The organism is Sulfuricaulis sp., from assembly GCF_049587675.1.
Classification (GTDB): Bacteria; Pseudomonadota; Gammaproteobacteria; order Acidiferrobacterales; family Sulfurifustaceae; genus Sulfuricaulis.
The window spans coordinates 1-20,040 of the sequence record NZ_JBAVEJ010000300.1; the positions used below are offsets into that span (position 1 = coordinate 1).

The following is a 20,040-nucleotide window of genomic DNA, read 5'->3' on the forward strand; positions in this document are numbered from 1 at the left end:
GCCTGAAGGCGGCCGGCCCAGTCTTACCGATTCTCAGCGCAGGCTGAGATTATCGGAGAGAATCCGCGGCGTAAGAAAAATAAGCAATTCGGTCTTGTTATCCTTGGCCTCTTTGCTCTTGAACAACCAGCCGAGAAGCGGAATATCACCGAAGAACGGAACCTTGGTAGTGGTGTTGTTCTTGTCCTGCTCGTATATGCCACCGATGACCACGGTCTCGCCGTTATCGAGCAATACCTGGGTTTTGATCTCCTTGACGTTCAGCGTGCCAACGACAGCGTCGACAAAATTGTCCTTGGTAATATCGACATCCAGATTGACGCGATCGTCCGGCGTAATCTGGGGTGTCACTTCCAGCTTGAGGGTGGCTTTCTTCGTTACCACCGAACCCACACCCAGGACGTTGGTCGTGAACACCCGCTCCTGCCCTTGTTCAATTCGCGCCAGTTTCTGATTGGCCGTGATCACGCGCGGACTGGAGATGATCTTGCCCTGGCCTTCCTGTTCCAGCGCCGAGAGTTCGAGATTCAACAGGGCTCCGTTTGAGCCCAGTTTGGCGAAGGTAAGGCCGATGGATCCCGCGACGGAATCGCCGATGCCGCCAGAAGGCAGGTTGACATTGAGCCCGTTGGCGTTCGAGGTCATGGTGCCGGCAGAAACGATCGAAGAGCTGTCCGAGATATTGCCGGAGCCCGCCCCTGAGCGACCACTTGGCGAGGTATCGCTGTATTTGACGCCGAAACGAGAACCAAGGGACTTGCTGAAATTGTCGGTTGCCTCCACCAGGCGGGATTCGATCATGACCTGGCGCACCGGCTGATCCAGCTGGGAGATCAGCTTGCGCACTTCGCGGATCTTACCAGCCGTATCCTGGATCAGCAGCGAGTTCGTGCGGTTGTCCACGGTAACTTGTCCACGGGGCGACAACAGCGTGTTGGACGAGGTTGCGATCTGAGTAGTGGCACCGGTAGCCGATGCTCCGAAAACCGGATGTTCCATTGCAGTGGCGCTTCCTACCGGTTTGATGGATTTGATGAGGTTCGCAATATCTTCGGCCTTGGCATAATTGATCTGGATAAGTTCCGAGACCAGCGGTTCCAGCTCGACTACCGCTTTGGTTGCCTCCAGGTTGGCCTTTTCCTTGGCCGCCACCTCGGGCGCGGGCGCCACGGTCAGCACGTTGCCTTTGCGGCGCATCGCCAGATTTTTGCTGTCAAGGATAAGGTCGAGCGCCTGATCCCACGGCACGTCTTTCAGACGCAGAGTGAGAGAGCCCTTGACCGTGTCACTCACAACGAAATTGAGGCCGGTAAAATCTGCGAGCACCTGCAGCGCGGCACGCACATCGATGTTCTGAAAATTGAGTGAAAGTTTCTCGCCCGAATAACCGAACTCGTCGACTTTCTTTTCATCCGACTTTTCAATCACCGGCTTGACGCTGATCGTGAAGACACTGCCGGTCTGGTACGCCAGTTGCTCGTATTTTCCCTTGGGCGTGATGACCATGCGCGTGTTCTTTCCCTGGGTATATGTATCGACCGTCTGCACCGGCGTGGCGAAGTCAACCACATCAAGACGGCGTTGCAGTTCGGAAGGCGCCGATGTATTCAGAAAATCTACCAGGATCTCGCCCGCCTGTTCGCGAATATCAATGCCAACAGCGGGATCGGATAGATTGATGATGATTTTTCCGTCTCCTTGAGGCCCGCGGCGGAAATCAATCGCCTTAAGATTGTATTTTCCAGACTTTTGGCTGCTCGCGAAATGCGTGGTCTTGGGTTCCACCGCCCCGGCAATGGCAGCCACCGGCGCCTCTACAGTTACTACAAAATTGTTTCCATCAATATTCGTCGAGTACGCCACCGGCTTGATCAGACTCAGCACGATGCGCGAACGGTCCTCCGCCTCAATGGCGTTCACACTGGTGACAGCCGCTTCCTTGATCGCGATACTCTTTTTGGCGAGCCCGATCCGTGTCTTGGGGAAATCCAGCGATATCCGCGCCGGATTAGTGATGGTAAAGGCATTCGGCTCCACCGGCGGTTTTGCCATCTTCAATGTGACCTGAATCCGGTCGCCAGGCAGTTTGGCGTAGAGAATATCCTCGATGACATTTTTCTCTTCCACAGCCGGTGCTGCGGCAGCCGGTTCTGCCGCTGCGGTTTTCACAGCGGGAGTTTCAGTCGTGGCCGGTGTTAGCAGAACTGCTGTCGGGGTCGACGTGGCGGGCGCGGCGGCTGAGGCCACCACGCGATATCCATATTCGGCTTTCTGCACGTCGAGCTGGCCGGGTTCGGTCATCAGCAGATCCACCACCACGGACGTGCCGTTTTCGGCGAGATAAGGATAAACCCCTTTCACCTTGTCCAGGCCCTGCAATTCTGCGAGTGATGTCCCCATACTGCTGTCCGGAAAACTAATCCGCAGTCGCTGTCCATCTTCCAGCACCTGAGTCGTGTAGGCAGATACTCCAGCAGCCTTAATTTGCAAGACTGGTGTCTCGCTGCCCGGTTCCCAGGCGATGGACTGTATTTCCGCACCCAGTGCCACAGCGGTCATGCCGAACATAGTAAGCACAATCGACAGGCATTTTCCGGCCGCGACGACGACGTTGCGCAAGATTTGTGATACGCGCCCTCCTTGGTGTGCACCCTGCGGGCGCGCTTTGCGCGTCCAATTTTGTTCCTGACAAAATTGTGTGTGTTGTTTCATATCATCCCGCCTTGTTTGTTCCTGTTCATTCCACCAGCGTCAGGCTGGCTTCACGCTCGACCCAATCGCCCATGTTGCCCTGGATCAATTCGATCAGGTCAATCTTTTCCTCGCTAATCTTGCTGATCATGCCGGAGTTCTGCCCCAGGTGATCGCCTTGTTGTGCGCGATGGACGGTTCCATCCGGCGCCTGAATAACAGCCCATGTCTGCTTGCCGCGCGTAAGCGTGCCAACCATCTTCAGCGAATCCAGAGGATAGTCCTCCAACGGTTCCTTGCGCCGGTTCGGATCCGGGCGCGGTCCGCTGGCGTTCTTCTGGCTCTGCGGATTGAGATTAAATGTGGCAAAGGGATCCGCCAGGTTGGCGGAATTATAAATAAAGGTTTCCTGCATTTTGATTTCCGGGAGTGGCTCAACTTTCGGTTTCCTGTCGGCATAGGCGTTCTTGACGAAATCGCGCAAGTCCTCCAGACCATCGCTGCTGCACCCACTCAACACAAGGCTGAGTAGAACGGTGACTAACAGTAATTTTGCATCTCTCATGGCTATTTCTTACGTGTACGGGCTACGGCCTTATCAGGTTTCTTAACACTGCCCTCTTCCATATAACGATAGGTTTTAGCCTTCGCCGACATGGTCAGTTTATTGTCCTTGCTGGCAGAGATGGTGATATCTCCGAATGTGACGATGCGGGGAAGTGCGGCGACATCGCTTACGAACTGCGCCAACTCATGATAAGTGCCCCGGACCTCGACGCTGATCGGCATCTCGGCATAGAAGTCCTTGGGTAGCTCCTTCTCCGGACGGAACAAGGTGAATTCTAGTCCTCGACCCAATCCGGCCTGGGTGATATCCACCAGCAGGTCAGGAACTTCGGTGGTATTCGGCAGTTGCCGCAACAGACTGCCGAAGGTCTGTTCCATTTCTTCCATTTGTTCCTTGTACGCCGGCAAATTGATTGCCAAGGCCTTTTTGTTCATGTAGGTCTCACGCAGACCTTCTTCTTTTTTCTGCGCCACATCGTACTGCTCGAGTTCACCCTGAATGAGAAACCAGAAGCCGGCGAAAAGAACAATGGCGCAAACGATCAGAATTCCGCCGATCTTGATCGGCACCGGCCAGGAACCGAGATTGTTGATATCGATATTTTTTAGATCGTCAAGAGTCATGTACCGGTATCCGTAAGTTTCTTCTGCTGCTTGGCGGCCTGTTTGACCTTTAGTGAAAAGTTGCTGACACGGTCGCTTCCTTGAGGTTTCACCGTGATGACCTCGAGCTCCGGATCGGCGAACCAGTCGGAAGAAGCCAGGTTGCGCATGAGCGCCGATACACGGGCATTCGATTGAGCTACACCCTGCAACGAGATACTGCTGCCAAAGTGCTTCAGGGACGAGAAATAAATTCCGTCCGGGAGCTTGCGCGCCAGCTCATCGAACAAATGAACCACTTGGGCACGATCGCCCTGCAACTGGTAAATGACATTCATGCGCGCAATCAGGTCGGCCCGCTGCTTCTTGAGTTCAGCGATCTCCTTGATTTCCTTCTCGACCTTGGCGATCTCCTGGTTCAAAAAATCATTGCGCTTGGTCTGGTTTTCGATCAGGGCGCTGACATGCACGTGCGCATAGAAAATGATCACGCCCATCAGGATCCACGCGCCCACGGCGATGGTGAGCAGTTGCCGGTCCTGCTCCTTGCGGCGCATTTCGCGCCACGGTAATAGGTTAATGCGCGTCGTCATTCGTCAAAGCTCCGCATCGCGAGCCCGCAGCTGATCATCAGCGAAGGGGCATCATTGGAGAGGAGCTGCGGCTTGATACGCGAAGCGAGCGACATGCTGGCAAAAGGATTGGCCACCATGGCCGGCACGCCGATGCGCGCCGCCACCAGTTCGTCGATGCCCGCGACTTGCGCGCAACCGCCGGCGAGCAGCAACTGGTCCACGCTGTTGAACGGCGTCGAGGAATAGAAGAACTGCAGCGCGCGCATGATCTCCTGGCACATGGCCTCCATGAACGGGCGCAATACATCGGTCTGGTAATTGTCCGGCAGGCCGCCCTGTTTCTTGGCCAGGCCCGCTTCCTCATAAGACAGGCCGTAGCGGCGCTGAATTTCTTCCGTCAGTTGCCGACCGCCGAATGCGTGATCACGTGTATAAACCGAGCGGTTGTTATGCACTACGTTAATGGTGGTCGCCGTTGCGCCGATATCCAGAACCGCGATGGTCTTTTCCATGCCGCCGCCCGGCATGTGGCTGGTGATGAGCGAAAAGGCATTCTCCATCGCGTAGGTTTCAACATCCACGACCATGGGTGTCAGGCCCGGCTGCTGAATGACGGCGAGATAGTCGTCCACGATTTCCTTGCGGCAGGCAGCCATCAGCACGTCCACATCTTCCGGGTTATTTTCCGAAGGGCCCAGAATCTGGAAATCGAGATTGATTTCGTTCAGCGGATAGGGAATGTAATGGTCCGCTTCCATCTCCACCTGCATTTGGCGATCCTGATCGCTCAGGTTGGCCGCCATCTTGATGGTCTTGGTAATGACGTGCGCCGCGGGCACCGCTACCGCAGCATGCTTGCAACGTGTGCCGGATTTCTTGATGGCGCGCTCAACGACTTGAGCAACCTGCTCAACTTCCGTGATCGCATGTTCGACGACCGCATTCTGAGGTAGAGGCTCGACAGCATAACGCTCCACGCGCAGGTGCCCGCCTGAATTGCTCAGTTCGAGAACCTTCACGGCCGAGGAACTGATATCGATCCCTATCAGTGGCGGCTTTTTCTTGGTAAATAAACCAGAAAGCCCTGTCACCTAATTTCCCTCTTAGAAATCCACTAGTTATGATTAATACATATAATGTAGATTAAATACTAAAACCAAATATAGTCCATAGAAATCAGAAATGACAAATCGGCGTATTTTGCCTGTTTTCGTGGGGTTCCCTCGCTGAATTTCACCATACGGCGGGGATGAAAATCCTGAAATTCCGTGTCTGACGGAGGGTGGTTTATACTGGCCCGCGCACCGAAATACGACTCTTCCTGACTAATATCCATAAGTCTCGCGCACTACCTAATTAATGAATGATTCTGGGATGAATGATTCTGGGAGTTTTTTCGCCCGATGGGCCCGCCAGCATCTGCCCGCCAAACGCTGGCAACTGGCTCTGATCGGACTGTTCGGATTGTTTGCCAGCGGCGTGGTGATGCTCACGCTGGTTGCTCTCATTCTGACGCCGACCTTGCCAGCGCTCGACGATCTTTCCGGGGCACAACTGAAAGTGCCGATGCGGGTCTACACATCCGATGGTCAGCTAATCGCCGAGTTCGGCGAGGAAAAACGCATTCCCGTGCGCATCGACGAGGTGCCCGATCTGCTCATCAAGTCGGTGCTCGCGGCCGAGGACCATTCCTTCTTCTATCACCACGGCGTGGACTTCGCCGGCATCCTGCGCGCTACCTTGCACAACCTGCGCACCCAAAGCGCGGGACAGGGCGCCAGCACCATTACCATGCAAGTGGCGCGCAACTTTTTTCTCAGCCCCGAAAAAACCTACACGCGCAAAATCAAGGAAATCCTGCTGGCATTCAAGATCGAACGCGAATTGAGCAAGGAACAAATTCTCGAACTCTACTTCAACAAGATATTTCTCGGCCATCGCGCCTACGGTTTCGCCGCCGCGGCTCAAGTTTATTATGGGAAAACGCTCAAGGAATTGACGCTCCCGGAGATGGCAATGCTCGCCGGGCTGCCGAAGGCGCCGTCGCGCGACAATCCCCTGACCAATCCCGACAACGCCATCGAACGGCGCAATGCCATCCTGCGCCAGATGCAAAATCTCGGCTTCATCGACGAGGCGGCATACACTCAGGCGATCAACACACCGCTCGCCGCCGGCAAGCATGCCTACAAATTTAATGTCGAGGCGCCTTACGTGGCCGAGATGGTGCGCCAGTACATGATCCAGGCTTATGACGAAAAGACCTACGCCGGCGGATTTCACGTCTACACCACGATCAACACCAATGACCAGCAGGCCGCGGTCAAGGCTCTGCGCGACGGATTGCTCGAGTATGAACACCGTCATGGTTACCGCGGGCCCGCCGGTCACGTTACGGTCCGCGGCGAGCCGGACAAGGAACACCTCGACGATGTGCTCAAGGATTACCGGGTCGTGGGCGATCTGCTTCCGGGCGTCGTGCTCAAGGTCGACGAGAAAAGCGTGCAAGTCTATACCCAGGACGGCACCATCGCCGAAATCGGCTGGCCGGGTCTGTCGTGGGCCCGTGCCTACATCGATGAAAACACCTTGGGGGCGGCACCCAAGAAGGCCGCGGACGTGCTGAAGTCCGGGGATATCATTTACCTCGAGGCGATTGAAAACCCGGCACTGCAGCAGGAGATCGGACCGTGGCGACTCGCCGGGATTCCGGAGGTCAGCGGCGCGCTCGTGTCGCTGCGTCCCTCCGACGGCGCGGTGCTGGCACTCACCGGCGGATTCGATTTTTACCAGAGCGGCTTCAACCGCGTGACCCAAGCCGAACGCCAGCCCGGTTCGAGCATCAAACCCTTCATCTTCTGCGCCGCACTGGACAAGGGATTCACCCCCGCGAGCACGGTGAGCGGTGCGCCGATCGTCATGGAAGGTGAATCGCCCGAAGACGAATGGCGCCCGGAGGATTACAGCAAAAAGTTCTTCGGGCCGACGCGGCTGCGCAAAGCGCTGGCGCTATCACTCAATCTCGTCGCCGTGCGCCTGCTGCGCGCCATCGGCGTCGCCTATGCCGCCGAGTATCTGGAACGCTTCGGGTTCGAGCCCGCCAAACTGCCGCGCAATCTATCGCTCGCGTTGGGAACGGCTTCGGCCACGCCGATGCAAATGGTGAATGCGTTTGCCGTGTTCGCCAACGGCGGTTATCGCGTTACACCGTACTTCATCGCGCGCATCGAGGACGCCAATCACAACGTTCTCGAGACGGCCAAGCCGGCACTTCCTTGCCGTGACTGTGAAGCACCGGCAAGCGCCGTGGCAGCCGGAACACCGGCACCTGTCCCTGCGCCCGCTGATCCCTCCACGGACAAGGACAAGCCGGCCATGGCGCCGCGCGTGCTCAGTCCCGAAGTGAGCTTCCTCGTGGCCAGCATGATGCAGGACGTGATCCGCGAAGGAACCGGACAGAAAGCCCTTATCCTCGGACGCAAGGACCTCTCCGGCAAAACCGGCACCACGAATGATTATCGCGACGCCTGGTTTTCCGGGTTCAACGCCGACGTGGTCACGACAGCATGGATCGGCTTCGATCAGCCGGCATCACTCGGCCGCGGCGAGACCGGCGCGCGCGCGGCGTTGCCCATCTGGATCGACTTCATGCGCAACGCGCTGCAGGGCATTCCCGAAAAACCGCTGATACCGCCGCAAAGTGTGGTGCGCATCACCGTCAACAGTGAAACCGGAAAACCGACGACAGCCGACGACCCGCAGGCGATGCAGGAATATTTCATCCAGGGCACGGAAACGCCGCACGAGCTGCCGATTGTTGAGGGAGAACCAGGCCCCACGACCGCGCCACCGGACCAAGCACCGGATAACGTGCGCGAGAAACTGTTCTGATGGGCACCAAACCCCGCACTCCTCAGGCCGGGCACCGGTCCAAATCCCAGGCACCGGGCACGGACGAGTTGCGCCGGCAAATCGCCGCACATGCCGCGCGCATCATGGCGGAAGAGGGCGTGCGCGACTTCCACGCCGCCAAGCGCAAGGCCGCCGCGCGTCTCGGTCTGCCCGAGACCAAGCACCTGCCGGGCAACGACGAGGTGGATTCCGCGCTGCAGGAATACCTGCGGCTGTTTCATGGAAGGCGCGTCACGCAGGGCCTGCGCCGTCTGCGCGGGCTCGCCGCCGAGGCCATGCGCTTCTTGGCCAAATTCGAGCCGCGCCTCGTGGGTCCGGTGCTGAGCGGCACCGTGACCTCGGCCAGTGCGATCGAACTGCATCTCACCGCCGACTCGCCGGAGGAAATCGGCTTCTGGCTTCAGGACCACAGCATTCCCTACGAGCAGGCGGACCGGCGTTTGCGCTTCGGCGGCGATCGCCACGAAACCTTCCCGGCTTACCTATTCACCGCCGACGGCGTGGCCGTGGAATTGTGCGTATTCGACCGGCGTGAAGCACGCGAGACACCGCTCAGCCCGGTGGACGGCAAACCGATGAAGCGCGCGAACCTGCGCGAGGTGGAAAACCTGGTGAACGGCTCGGGCGAGCCATAACCACGACGTCGCAGTGCGGCTTCTCGTCCTGCGACCGGACCGGTAGAATCGGCGTCCTTTACGTATTCCCGGATATCCTTTGAAACACCATATTGAAAATCTGATCGCCTCGGCGCTCGCGGGCCTCGAGGCCACCGGCGCGCTGCCGCCAGCTCACGGCGCGGCGATCACGGTGGACCACACAAAATCCAAGGAACACGGCGACTACGCGTGCAACATCGCCCTGGTGCTGGCCAAGCCGGCGCGCGCCAAGCCGCGCGAGCTGGCCGAAAAAATTCTCAAGGCCCTGCCGGCTTCCGACAAGGTCATCAAGGTCGAGATCGCCGGGCCCGGCTTCATCAATTTTTTCCTGCGCCCCGACGCCAACCACGGCGTCATCCGTGACATTCTGGACAAGCGCGAATCCTTCGGCCGTGGTCGCCTGGGCTACGGGCGCAAGGTGCAAGTGGAATTCGTCTCGGCCAATCCCACCGGCCCGCTGCATGTCGGCCACGGACGCGGCGCGGCCTATGGCGCGACGCTGGCCAATCTGCTCGATGCCGCCGGTTTCCAGGTGCACCGCGAGTACTACATCAACGACGCCGGCCGGCAGATGGACATCCTCGCCACCAGCGTGTGGCTGCGCTATCTCGAATTGTGCGGCGAAAAATTCGACTTCCCCGTCAACGGATACAAGGGCGACTACGTCTATGACATCGGCGCGACCCTGCACCGCGAAAACGGCGACAAGTACCGACATGCGTCCGCGAAGGTATTCGAGAGCGTGCCAACCGACGAACCCAAAGGCGGCGACAAGGAAGCGCATATCGACGCGCTCATCGAGCGCGCCAAATCGCTGCTCGGCCCCGCGAACTATCGTCTGGTATTCGACCTTGGCCTGAATGTCATCCTCGACGACATCCGCAAGGATCTGGAAGAGTTCGGCGTTACTTACGACCAGTGGTTTTCCGAGCGCGCGCTGGTGGAAAACGGCGCCGCCGAGCGCGCCATCGAGCGCCTGAAAAAGTCGGGTCATGTGTATGAAAAACAGGGTGCGCTGTGGTTCCGCTCCACCGACTACGGCGACGAGAAGGACCGCGTGGTGGTGCGCGAGAACGGTCAGAAGACCTATTTCGCCCACGATATCGCTTACCACATGGACAAACTCGAGCGCGGCTACGATCAGGTGATCGATATCTGGGGCGCGGATCATCACGGTTACGTCCCGCGCGTCAAGGCGGCCTTGGCGGCGATCGGCGATGACCCGGAGCGGCTGCACGTGCTGCTGGTGCAATTCGCCATCCTTTATAAGGGCGGCGAGCGCATGCAGATGTCCACCCGCAGCGGCGAATTCGTCACGCTGCGCGAGTTGCGGCACGAAGTGGGCAACGATGCCGCACGATTTTTCTACGTGCTGCGCAAGTGCGAACAGCACATGGATTTCGACCTCGACCTGGCCAAGTCACAGTCCAACGACAACCCGGTGTTTTACGTGCAGTACGCGCACGCGCGTATCCACAGCGTGTTCCGGCAGATGAAGGAAAAGGGATTCGCTCACGATCCGGCGAATGGCGACCGGAACTTGGCGCGACTCACGGAGCCGCATGAACGAGCGCTCATCGAACGGCTCGCACGCTACCCGGAAGTGCTGGAAGCGGCTGCCACGGCCCACGAGCCGCATCAAGTCGCCTATTACCTGCGCGAACTCGCCTACGACTTCCACACCTATTACGGTGCCCACACATTTCTGGTGGACGACGCCGCCGTGCGTGACGCCCGCCTCAACCTGATCGTGGCGACGCGTCAGGTTATCGCCAACGGGCTGAAGCTTCTGGGTGTGTCAGCTCCGGAGACAATGTAGATTATTGCGGCGGCATGAACCCACATGAACATGTAAAAGGGTTATTATTCTCCCGATCCGGGATCGGAAGCCGTCAAGCCGCCGCAAATAAAATGACAGGACGAGTGAGCGGAGCGAATAGGGCTCCAATTTCCAGGAATTCATAATGATTTTCGCTATTGACCCGGCACACTCGTGCCATCACGCATGCCAAGTAACGCCGGCCGCGTCCCGACTTCGTTCAAAATCAATCGTGTCGGGTCAATAGCAGCATGGCTCAAGCACGCAGAAGATCCTCGAGAAGCCGTTTTCGAAAACCCGGCTGGCTGTTGCTCCTCGTCGGCATCGGCATCGGCGTGGCCGGGGTGATGCTGTGGCAGATGTATTCCCATCGCGGCGACGGCCGCAGCGGGCTCGGGAACTTCTTTTCCAGTTTCAGCAAGCCGGCGGAAAAGCCCGCCAGGAAAGAACCGGAACCCGCAAAACCCCCCAAGCCAAAATTCGATTTCTACACCATCCTCCCGGAAACCGAGACCGTGCTGCCCGAGCGGCGGGAGCGCGCCAAACCGGTCAAAGCCAAACCGGAGGAGGGAGTGAGTTACATTCTGCAGGCGGGCTCATTCGCTGGCTTTGAAGAAGCCGACCAGATGAAGGCCAAACTCGCGCTTGCGGGGTTGGTGGCGCAAATCCAGAAAATCACCATCGAGGGCAAGGGCGAATATCACCGTGTGCGCCTCGGCCCCTACGAGAAAATCGAACAACTCGACGCCGCTGCCGCCCAGTTGCACAAGATAGGCATCAAGGCAATACGGCTGAAAGTCAAAAAGGGCGAGGCCGGCTGATTTCTCTTCGTGCCAATCGAGGCTGCTCACGCTGGCCTCTTGACTCCCTTTTGAATCGAACCTGAGCCCGGTGATGCGATAGCGGGCGGATCGGCCCGGCAAACACCGACACAGGCCAGTACACGACCACGAACTGGCTGGTATTTTGTTGCGCGCGCTCCTCGGCCATTTTGTGCGCCTGCTCTTCCTCGCGCTGCTTGCGGTTTTTCTCCAACTCCGCGCCGAGGGTCTTAACAAGTTGATATTGTTCTTCCGCGGCAGATACTTGCTCCGGCGTCGGCTGATGGGGCGGCTCCACCATTTTCGTGGTCACGGCATCCGCGAGCGGCGCGGCTGAATACGTGACCTTGCCGGCTTTATCAACAGATTTGTAGATTTGATCGGCACTCGCGGACGCACTCCCGATCATCGTCATCGGTCCGACGATCGCTAACATCATGAAGACGGCTCTATGATCAACGCCCATCGTCTTCACCTCCGCATCGGTATAGCCGTCGAACCGCTCGCGTGCAGATATAGCGTATCGGCATCCAAGCCCAAAGGTTTAACTTGTCAAAATACGCTTATTGCTAGGCGCGTCAACCTGCACTGCCACCGCCCGGCAGTAGAAGATGGACGTCAAGGCGATTCGACGGAAGGTCAAAAAAGGCGGGACTGGGTAAGTTCTCTTCGTAACAGACGTCGGCTTGATTTCACTCCAGACCAAGAACATGCTTGTCGGCGGCGAAGAAGAATGGGATAAGCCTGATTCATTGGCGCGCCGCACAAGGACAATCTTATAATTCAAGACTTGACCCTCTTGTTTTGACCTCCGCGAACGGGTTCCCGTGCCAACTTTTAGCGACAAACTCAAAACCGCCGAAAAACATCTGGCTCACGTCGATCGCACCATGGCGCGACTGATCCGCGATATCGGTCCGTGTGTGCTCCGACCGCTGCGGTGGTCGCCCTACGAAAGCCTGACGCGCGCCATCGCGCACCAGCAACTCAACGGCCGCGCCGCCCAAACGATTCTCGGCCGCTTCGTCGCGCTCTATCCGGGCCAGCGATTCCCTGAACCGCACGACGTGCTGGCAACGCATTTTGTGCGGTTGCGCTCGGTCGGTTTCTCGCGCAACAAGGTCACCGCCATCCGCGACATCGCCGCCAAGGCGCGTGACGGAATTGTCCCGACCCGCGCGCAGGCGCGACGTCTCGATGACGAAGAATTGATTCTCCGCCTCGTCGAGATTTATGGTGTCGGACGCTGGACGGTCGAGATGCTGCTGATCTTCACGCTCGGCAGGCTGGATGTACTCCCGGTCGACGACTTCGGCATCCAGAGCGGTTTCAGGGCTGCCTACCAACTCCGCCGCCGACCCACCCAAGCCGATTTTCAGCGAGTAACGGATTGCTGGCAGCCGTTCCGCTCAGTCGGTTCGTGGTACCTCTGGCGTCATGCCGACGGATTAAAGAACAAGAAATCGCTTTAATCCTCCAGATAAGTATATCCCTTCAACCCTTCCGACAGTTCGGCCAGATAGGTCTCGCGATTTTTTGCACTGAGTGAGGTAGCGCGCTCGATCTTCGCGCGGTAGGAGGCGAGTAGATCGTCGGCATTGAAGTGCACGTAGCGCAGCACCGAATCCACCGTGTCGCCCTGCTGCGCTTGCGACAATTGATGGCCACCATCCGGTTTCAGCTCGACGTGAATCGAATCGGTGTCGCCGAACAGGTTGTGCATGTCACCGAGAATCTCCTGATAGGCCCCGACCAGAAAAATCCCGAGCAGGTAGGGCTCGTTCTCGCGCAGCGGATGCAGCGGCAGCGTGGAGTCGATGCCCTCGCCGTCCACGTACAGGTCGATGCTTCCGTCGGAATCGCAGGTAATGTCCTGCATCACGCCGCGGCGCGTAGGCGGCTCGTTCAGGCGATTCAGCGGCACCACGGGAAAAATCTGGTCGATGGCCCAGTGGTCGGGCATGGACTGGAACAGCGAGAAATTGCAGAAATACTTGTCCGCCAGTTTCTCGTTCAGCTCGTCGAGAATTTCGCGATGCGTGCGGCTCGCGGGCTGCAACAGCTCGCGCACCTTCCAGCAGATGGCGAAATAGATCTGCTCGGCGCGTGCGCGCTGCGCCAGTGTCAGCACCCCGTGGCTGAACATGCCCTGCGCCTCGGTCAGCCGGTAGGCGGCGTCGTGATAGGCCTCGACGACGGAGCGGTCCGAGAGCGTCACGAGCGTCTGCCACAGATCGCGGATGATCGCGGGTTCGGTTTCGGTCGCCTTCGGCACGGAATCGGCGCCCGGGGCGGATTCGGTGTCCACGACGTTGGTGATGAGCACGGCATGATGCGCGGTCATGGCGCGGCCGGATTCGGTGACGATGTCGGGATGCGGCAGTTTCTTCTCGGCACAGATTTCGGTGATGGCATGCACGATGTTATGTGCGTATTCATCGACTGAGTAATTCATGGAGCAGAAGCTGCGCGAACGCGTGCCCTCGTAGTCCACCCCCAGCCCGCCGCCGACGTTGAGCACCTTGATGTCCGCGCCATTGGCGCGGAACTCGGCGTAGTAGCGCGCCGCCTCGCGCATGCCGAGTTGAATGTCCTGGATGTTGGCAATCTGCGAACCCATGTGAAAGTGCATCATCTGCAAGCTGGGCAACAGGTTTGTCGCGCGCAGACGTGCAATCGCATCCAGCACTTGGCTTGCGGACAGGCCGAATTTGGATTTGTCGCCGCCGGTGTTCTGCCACTTGCCGGCACCGATCGAGGCGAGGCGCATGCGCAGGCCAATCAGCGGTGTGATGCCGAGTGCGCTGGATTCCCTGATGACCAGTTCAAGCTCCGTGGGCTTCTCGACGACAATGTATACGCGATGCCCCAGCTCCTTGCCGATCAGCGCCAGGCGGATGTACTCGCGGTCCTTGTAGCCGTTGCACACCACCACGCCGCCATCCTGGCGCGACAGCGCCAGCACCGCCAGTAACTCGGGCTTGGAGCCGGCCTCGAGCCCGACGCGGCCGTCGTGGCGCGCGAGGATTTTCTCGACCACGCTTTTCTGCTGGTTGACCTTGATCGGATAAACCGAGGTGTAATGGCCGCTATAACTGTCAGCCTTCATCGCGCGGTCAAAGGCGCCGCACAGGGTTTCGACGCGATGGCGCAGGATGTCGGAGAAGCGCACCAGCACCGGCAACGACAGGCCCGCGGCCTTGATCTCGCGGGAAAGTTCGAACATATCGATGCCGGGATGTTCGGTGCGGGCGTCCGGGCGGCAGATGAGGTGGCCCTTGGCGTTGATGTCGAAGTAGCCGCCACTCCAGTGGGCGATGTTGTAGGTGTCGCGCGCCTTTTGTATGGACCAGCCGATCATGCGGCAAGTATCAAGTAGCGGTTGGCAAGTATCAAGTAGCCGGCCGCGCGCCTGGCGTATAAAATCCCGCTTCCGACAAGCTCTCAAGCAAACACACACATGCCGCTCGACAAGAACTGGTACACCGAGGAATGGGCCGGCCAGGGTTCGGCCATCTCGCTCAAGATCAACAGCAAGGTGCACGACGAACAGAGCACCTACCAGCGCATCGAGATCTACGAGACCGAAACCTTCGGCACGCTCATGACGCTCGACGGCCTGGTCATGGTCACCGACCGTGACAATTTCGTGTATCACGAGATGATGTCGCACCCGGCGCTGTTCACCCATCCCGACCCGCAACGGGTGCTGGTCATCGGTGGCGGCGACTGCGGCACGCTACATGAAGTCCTGAAGCACAAAACGGTGACGTTGGCTGAACAGGTCGAACTGGACGAGCGCGTCACGCGCGTGTCGGAAAAGTTTTTTCCCGAATTGTGCGAATCGAATAACGACCCGCGCGCGAAACTGCACTTCGCCGACGGGATTAAATGGGTGGCGGACGCCAAACCTGAAACCTACGACGTCATCATCATCGATTCGACCGACCCGGTGGGGCCGGCGGCGGGCCTTTTCTCCGAGGCCTTTTATAAAAACTGTTTCCGGGCGCTGCGGCCTAAAGGTATCGTCGTCGGCCAGAGCGAATCACCGCTGTTTCACGCCGACCTGATCCGGTCGGTGCAAAAATCCTTCAAGGCAGCGGGATTTCGCGATGTCGCGACGCTGTTCTTCCCGCAGTGCACCTATCCGTCCGGCTGGTGGAGTGCCACCATAGCGGGCAAGGACGCGGCGCTCGCGAACTTCCGCGCCCAGGATGCCGCCGCCAAGACGTTCGCCACACGCTATTACAACCGCGACATCCATGCCGCGGCGCTGGCCAGTCCCGAATTCCTGCGGACGCGTTAAGTACAGATAGATTATCTGCCCGGCCTGGAATTGAACCCCAGCGCCGTTCAGCGTATAAACGCTCCGACGTTACGCTCACTGAAAACTCTCAGGTATCGGAACCATCATGGAACCCAAAATTGCCCAGAAGGGCCCCTATGTCCTCGACCTCAAACCCGGTACCTACTGGTGGTGTGCCTGCGGCCAATCCAAGACCCAGCCTTTCTGCGACGGTTCGCACAAGGGCAGTGGTTTCGAGCCCATCAAGTTCGATCTGGCCGAGGCGACTCAGGTGGCCATGTGCGGCTGCAAACACTCCAACAAAAAACCTTTTTGCGACGGCTCGCACAAAAAGTTCTGATCGCCTGATGCCGCGAGTCACGCGCCGGAGATTGCCGGCGGCGCCCACGACCGGACGCAGCAGGCAGCAAGTTCACGCATGAAGAAATTCACGCTGGTTCTTGGTTTCACGCTGATCGCGCTGGTGGCGCTGGCCGCCGCGGGATTGCCTTACTGGTTCGGCATGGAAGCGGAAAAAACCTACGCCGCCATGCTCGAACAATTGTCGGGCAGCAGCGGCCTGCAATTCACGGGCAAAAAATATCAGCGCGGCTGGCTGAGTTCCACGGCCGAGACCGTCATCCGTCATCCGCAACTCCCGATCGAGCTAACCGCCCAACACCGCATCAGCCACGGTCCGCTGCCGCTCGACCGGCTGCTGCAGGGCGATTGGAACCTCACGCCGGTGCAGGCGCGCATCGTCAGCCGGATATCCCTGAACGCCGCGGGAATGCAAAATGCCCCGTCATTGCCGCCGCTCTCCGCCGAGACCACCTTCCGTCTGAACGGAGATGGCGCGATGCATGCCGAAATGCCGCCACTCAAGACCGGCGGTGCCAAGGGCGGCACCATCGATTGGCGCGGGATGAGCGCGGACATGACGTTCGACCGGGCGTGGCGCAAGATCCGCTTGGACGCGCTCATGCCGTCGCTGACTGTGACCGCTCCCGATCAGGGCGAGATGTCGCTGTCCAAGCTGTCCCTGCATTCCGACACGCAGGAAGGCTTCGCAGGTTATTCCTTCGGTGACGCCAGCCTGAACGTCGCGCAACTCGAGTTCGGCAATACCGCCGGACGCGTCAGTTTGAAGGGATTCGCACTCTCGTCCACGGCGCGTCCCGCGGGTGACAACGTCAGTCTGGTCATCCGTTACACACTCGATGAAGCTCAGGTCGCGGAGGAACGCTTCGGCCCCGGGCAACTGGTGATCGAAGCGCGCAATCTGGATGCGGCGGCGCTGATGAAATTCAAAAACGTGGTCGACGCCCTCACCCGGGGCAACCTGCCGCCCGCGCAAGCGGGCATGATCGTGGCCGGGAAAGCCATGGAACTCATCGCGGAACTATCCAAAAAGGCCCCGGAAGTGGAAATCACGCGCCTCAGCTTCAAGACACGGGAAGGCGAGATCAGCGGCAAGGGGAAGTTTGTTCTCGATGGCCGGAAACACGACATCGCCCGGAATCCGATGCAAATGTTGATGGCGTTCGCCGGCGACTTCGAACTGGCCATTCCCGCGGCGGTACTCAAGCGCCTGCTCACACCGCAGATCCGCCAGGATATCGCGGCCTATCGCCAAAGCGGCGCCCTGACGGCGGATGATGTGGCCCATCTCGGCCCGGAAGCCATGGCGGAAATCGTCGACCGGGTGTTCCCGCAATACCTGGCACGGAACGATTTCACCCGTCTACTGGTCGAGGAAAACGGCGTGTACAAGCTCAAGCTCATCATCCGCCAGGGACAATTGCTGATCAACGGCAAGCCGTGGCACGTGCCCGCCTAGGTGGCGCTGGCCAGCCTGGGAACCACCGAATAAAGCCATCCGCTCGCCCTGAGTCCGCTCGTGCATCGACAAGCTCAGCACAAGCGGACTTAATCAGATCTTTCTCAGCAAACTCAGCAAAAAAAACGGGCGCCATAGGCGCCCGTCAAACTCTCACAGAAGGATACTGTCTTCAAAGACGATAGGCCGACTCCCCGTGGGAAGTGGTGTCGAGGCCTTCGCGCTCTTCTTCCGGGGCGACACGCAGACCCACTATCAAGTCGGCGATCTTATAGGCGATGAATGCCACCACCGCCGTCCAAACCACCGTCACACCGACAGCCTTGGCCTGGATAATGAACTGGTCCATGATCGCGCCATAGCCGGGCTTCATCTCGAACCAGTTGTTATAGAAACCGGGTCCGCCCAGCGACGGTGAATTGAACACACCGGTCATCAACGCGCCGAAGATGCCGCCCACAGCATGCACGCCGAAAACGTCCAGTGAGTCATCGGCCTTGAGCCAGCCCTTGAGCTGGTTGACGCCCCAGAGGCAGATGAGACCGGCGCCGGTGCCAATGACGAATGCACCCGGGATGCCGACATTGCCGGCCGCTGGCGTGATCGCTACGAGACCCGCGACCGCACCCGAGGCCGCGCCCAGCATCGACGGCTTGCTCTTGAAGATCCACTCACCGAACATCCACGACAGCACCGCACAGGCGGTGGCGAGGTAGGTATTCATGAAAGCGAGCGATGCGGAGCCGTTCGCTTCGAGCGCGGAACCGGCGTTGAAGCCGAACCAGCCGACCCACAGCAGCGAGGCGCCGATCATGGTCATGGTCACGTTGTGCGGCGCCATATGCTCCTTGCCGAAGCCAGTGCGCTTGCCGATGACATAGGCACCGACCAGACCCGCGACACCGGCATTGATGTGGACCACCGTGCCGCCGGCGAAGTCGAGCGCGCCCCACTGCCATAGCAATCCGGCTTTGGCGTTCATCGCGTCGACCGTATTTGCCGCAGTGTAGGCATCCGGCCCCATCCAGAACCACACCATGTGCGAGATCGGTATGTAGGCGAAGGTAAACCAGATCACCATGAAGATAAGTACGGCGGAGAACTTCACGCGCTCCACGAACGCGCCCAGGATCAGCGCGCAGGTAATGGCGGCAAAGGTCGCCTGGAAGGCCACAAACACGAGCTCATAGAGCGGGGTGCCCTTGCTGAAGGTGGCGGCCATGGAGAAGCTGCCGTCAGCCGCGACGAATGTGCCCTTCAGGAACAGCCGGTCGAGACCGCCGAAGAATGGAGCTAGCGAACCGCTGCCCTCGGTGAACGCGAGGCTGTAGCCGTAGACACACCACAGCACCGTGATCAGCGAAAACACCACGAACACCTGCATCAGCACCGAGAGCGTGTTCTTCGAGCGCACCATGCCGCCGTAGAACAGCGCCAACGCCGGTACGCTCATCATCAGCACCAGCGCCGTGGACACCAGCATCCACGACACATCGCCTTTGTTCGGTGTGGGTGCAGGAGCGGCAGCCGGGGCCGCAGCGGCCGCTGCCGCGGGGGCAGCCGCGGGAGCAGCGGTATTGTCAGCGACGGCGAGCAACGGCATGCCTAACAGCAGCACGACTCCGAGGGCGCCGAACAGCTTTTTCAGATTGAATGACATAAACATGGAATTTTCTCCTGTATCAAAGCGCATCTTTGCCGGTTTCACCGGTGCGGATACGGACGACCTGTTCGAGGTCTGTTACAAAGATTTTTCCGTCACCGATTTTGTCAGTGCGGGCCGCCTTGACGATGGCCTCGATGACGCGATCCAACTGCTTGGAATCGATGGCGACCTCGAGCTTTACCTTGGGCAGAAAATCCACGACATACTCCGCGCCGCGGTAAAGCTCAGTGTGACCCTTTTGCCGGCCGAAGCCCTTGACTTCGGTGACGGTCACGCCCTGCACGCCGACTTCGGCGAGCGCATCGCGCACGTCGTCGAGCTTGAAGGGTTTGATAATGGCAGTAACGAATTTCATGTAGCCTCCTTAAAAGGCGCGGGCGGTAACCGATACCGCCCGCGGAATTGCCATGGATTAGAACTTGTAAACCAGCTCAAGACCGGCAAACTTCTGGTTGTCGGTCGCCGTGCCGCCGTCCGAGTACACATTCTCGTCCGACTTGTCGCCCCGCAGCTCGGCCCGCAGCTCCGTACTCTTTACCGGGGCATAGGCAACCGTCAGCGTGTTGCTCTTCACGGTCTGCGAACTAAAACCGCAGCCGGTTCTG

18 protein-coding genes are annotated in these 20,040 nt (G+C 59.0%); 8 read left to right on the plus strand and 10 right to left on the minus strand.

The features are described 5' to 3' along the window. Nucleotides 1-33: 33 nt before the first annotated feature. From pilQ to WB402_RS15365, 5 genes are all read right to left on the minus strand, one after another. Entirely contained in the window at nucleotides 34-2,619 is a 2,586-nt protein-coding gene (gene pilQ, locus WB402_RS15345; protein ID WP_424209397.1) for a type IV pilus secretin PilQ, read from the minus strand. Between the two features lie 118 nt (nucleotides 2,620-2,737). Next, on the minus strand, nucleotides 2,738-3,256 hold the full coding sequence (locus tag WB402_RS15350) for a pilus assembly protein PilP (protein ID WP_424209400.1): 519 nt from the start codon (nucleotides 3,254-3,256) through the stop codon (nucleotides 2,738-2,740). 2 nt (nucleotides 3,257-3,258) lie between these two features. After that, nucleotides 3,259-3,882, minus strand: coding sequence for a type 4a pilus biogenesis protein PilO (locus WB402_RS15355; RefSeq protein ID WP_424209403.1), 624 nt, complete (start codon nucleotides 3,880-3,882; stop codon nucleotides 3,259-3,261). Beyond that, the gene (locus WB402_RS15360; protein WP_424209405.1) at nucleotides 3,879-4,454 is read right to left on the minus strand and encodes a PilN domain-containing protein; all 576 of its coding nucleotides are present in this window, start codon (nucleotides 4,452-4,454) and stop codon (nucleotides 3,879-3,881) included. Before WB402_RS15360 ends, WB402_RS15355 begins: the two co-directional genes overlap by 4 nt. After that, nucleotides 4,451-5,527 carry a pilus assembly protein PilM gene (locus WB402_RS15365; RefSeq protein ID WP_424209407.1) on the minus strand — a complete coding sequence of 359 codons (1,077 nt, stop codon included), beginning with the start codon at nucleotides 5,525-5,527 and terminating at the stop codon, nucleotides 4,451-4,453. The genes WB402_RS15360 and WB402_RS15365 overlap by 4 nt, the downstream gene beginning before the upstream one ends. Nucleotides 5,528-5,810: 283 nt before the next feature. Here WB402_RS15365 and WB402_RS15370 point away from each other — a divergent pair, with 283 nt between their 5' ends. From WB402_RS15370 to WB402_RS15385, 4 genes are all read left to right on the plus strand, one after another. Beyond that, on the plus strand, nucleotides 5,811-8,327 hold the full coding sequence (locus WB402_RS15370; RefSeq protein WP_424209409.1) for a penicillin-binding protein 1A: 2,517 nt from the start codon (nucleotides 5,811-5,813) through the stop codon (nucleotides 8,325-8,327). Further along, nucleotides 8,327-8,983, plus strand: a complete 657-nt coding sequence (locus WB402_RS15375; protein ID WP_424209411.1) for a hypothetical protein — start codon at nucleotides 8,327-8,329, stop codon at nucleotides 8,981-8,983. The genes WB402_RS15370 and WB402_RS15375 overlap by 1 nt, the downstream gene beginning before the upstream one ends. A gap of 79 nt (nucleotides 8,984-9,062) precedes the next feature. Next, complete coding sequence (argS, locus tag WB402_RS15380) at nucleotides 9,063-10,823, plus strand: arginine--tRNA ligase (RefSeq protein WP_424209413.1); 1,761 nt, start codon at nucleotides 9,063-9,065, stop codon at nucleotides 10,821-10,823. A 251-nt stretch (nucleotides 10,824-11,074) separates the two neighbouring features. Next, the gene (locus WB402_RS15385) at nucleotides 11,075-11,644 is read left to right on the plus strand and encodes an SPOR domain-containing protein (protein ID WP_424209415.1); all 570 of its coding nucleotides are present in this window, start codon (nucleotides 11,075-11,077) and stop codon (nucleotides 11,642-11,644) included. Here the strand turns inward: WB402_RS15385 and WB402_RS15390 are convergent. Then, nucleotides 11,622-12,110 (minus strand): DUF4124 domain-containing protein, encoded by a 489-nt coding sequence (locus tag WB402_RS15390; RefSeq protein WP_424209417.1) that lies wholly within the window; start codon nucleotides 12,108-12,110, stop codon nucleotides 11,622-11,624. The two genes, WB402_RS15385 and WB402_RS15390, sit on opposite strands and share 23 nt — an antisense overlap. A gap of 361 nt (nucleotides 12,111-12,471) precedes the next feature. Here WB402_RS15390 and WB402_RS15395 point away from each other — a divergent pair, with 361 nt between their 5' ends. Beyond that, nucleotides 12,472-13,116 carry a DNA-3-methyladenine glycosylase family protein gene (locus WB402_RS15395; protein ID WP_424209419.1) on the plus strand — a complete coding sequence of 215 codons (645 nt, stop codon included), beginning with the start codon at nucleotides 12,472-12,474 and terminating at the stop codon, nucleotides 13,114-13,116. Here the strand turns inward: WB402_RS15395 and speA are convergent. Continuing rightward, a complete protein-coding gene (gene speA, locus WB402_RS15400; RefSeq protein ID WP_424209421.1) occupies nucleotides 13,113-15,005 on the minus strand; it encodes a biosynthetic arginine decarboxylase in 1,893 nt (630 codons plus the stop codon). The genes WB402_RS15395 and speA overlap by 4 nt on opposite strands. 99 nt (nucleotides 15,006-15,104) lie before the next feature. On the opposite strand from speA, the gene speE reads away from it, so the two are divergent. The 3 genes from speE (at nucleotide 15,105) to WB402_RS15415 (ending at nucleotide 17,769) form a co-directional block, all read left to right on the plus strand. After that, nucleotides 15,105-15,950 (plus strand): polyamine aminopropyltransferase, encoded by an 846-nt coding sequence (gene speE, locus WB402_RS15405; RefSeq protein ID WP_424209423.1) that lies wholly within the window; start codon nucleotides 15,105-15,107, stop codon nucleotides 15,948-15,950. A gap of 106 nt (nucleotides 15,951-16,056) precedes the next feature. Beyond that, nucleotides 16,057-16,290 (plus strand): CDGSH iron-sulfur domain-containing protein, encoded by a 234-nt coding sequence (locus WB402_RS15410; RefSeq protein WP_424209425.1) that lies wholly within the window; start codon nucleotides 16,057-16,059, stop codon nucleotides 16,288-16,290. Nucleotides 16,291-16,368: 78 nt separating this feature from the next. Next, a complete protein-coding gene (locus tag WB402_RS15415; RefSeq protein WP_424209426.1) occupies nucleotides 16,369-17,769 on the plus strand; it encodes a YdgA family protein in 1,401 nt (466 codons plus the stop codon). A gap of 172 nt (nucleotides 17,770-17,941) precedes the next feature. Here the strand turns inward: WB402_RS15415 and WB402_RS15420 are convergent, their stop codons facing one another. The 3 genes from WB402_RS15420 to WB402_RS15430 form a co-directional block, all read right to left on the minus strand. Then, nucleotides 17,942-19,372: an ammonium transporter gene (locus WB402_RS15420; protein ID WP_424209431.1), complete on the minus strand. Its 1,431-nt coding sequence runs from the start codon at nucleotides 19,370-19,372 to the stop codon at nucleotides 17,942-17,944. A 79-nt stretch (nucleotides 19,373-19,451) separates the two neighbouring features. Further along, complete coding sequence (locus WB402_RS15425) at nucleotides 19,452-19,790, minus strand: P-II family nitrogen regulator (protein WP_424209428.1); 339 nt, start codon at nucleotides 19,788-19,790, stop codon at nucleotides 19,452-19,454. Nucleotides 19,791-19,847: 57 nt separating this feature from the next. Beyond that, on the minus strand, nucleotides 19,848-20,040 hold a 193-nt coding region (locus WB402_RS15430), incomplete at its 5' end, for a hypothetical protein (RefSeq protein ID WP_424209429.1).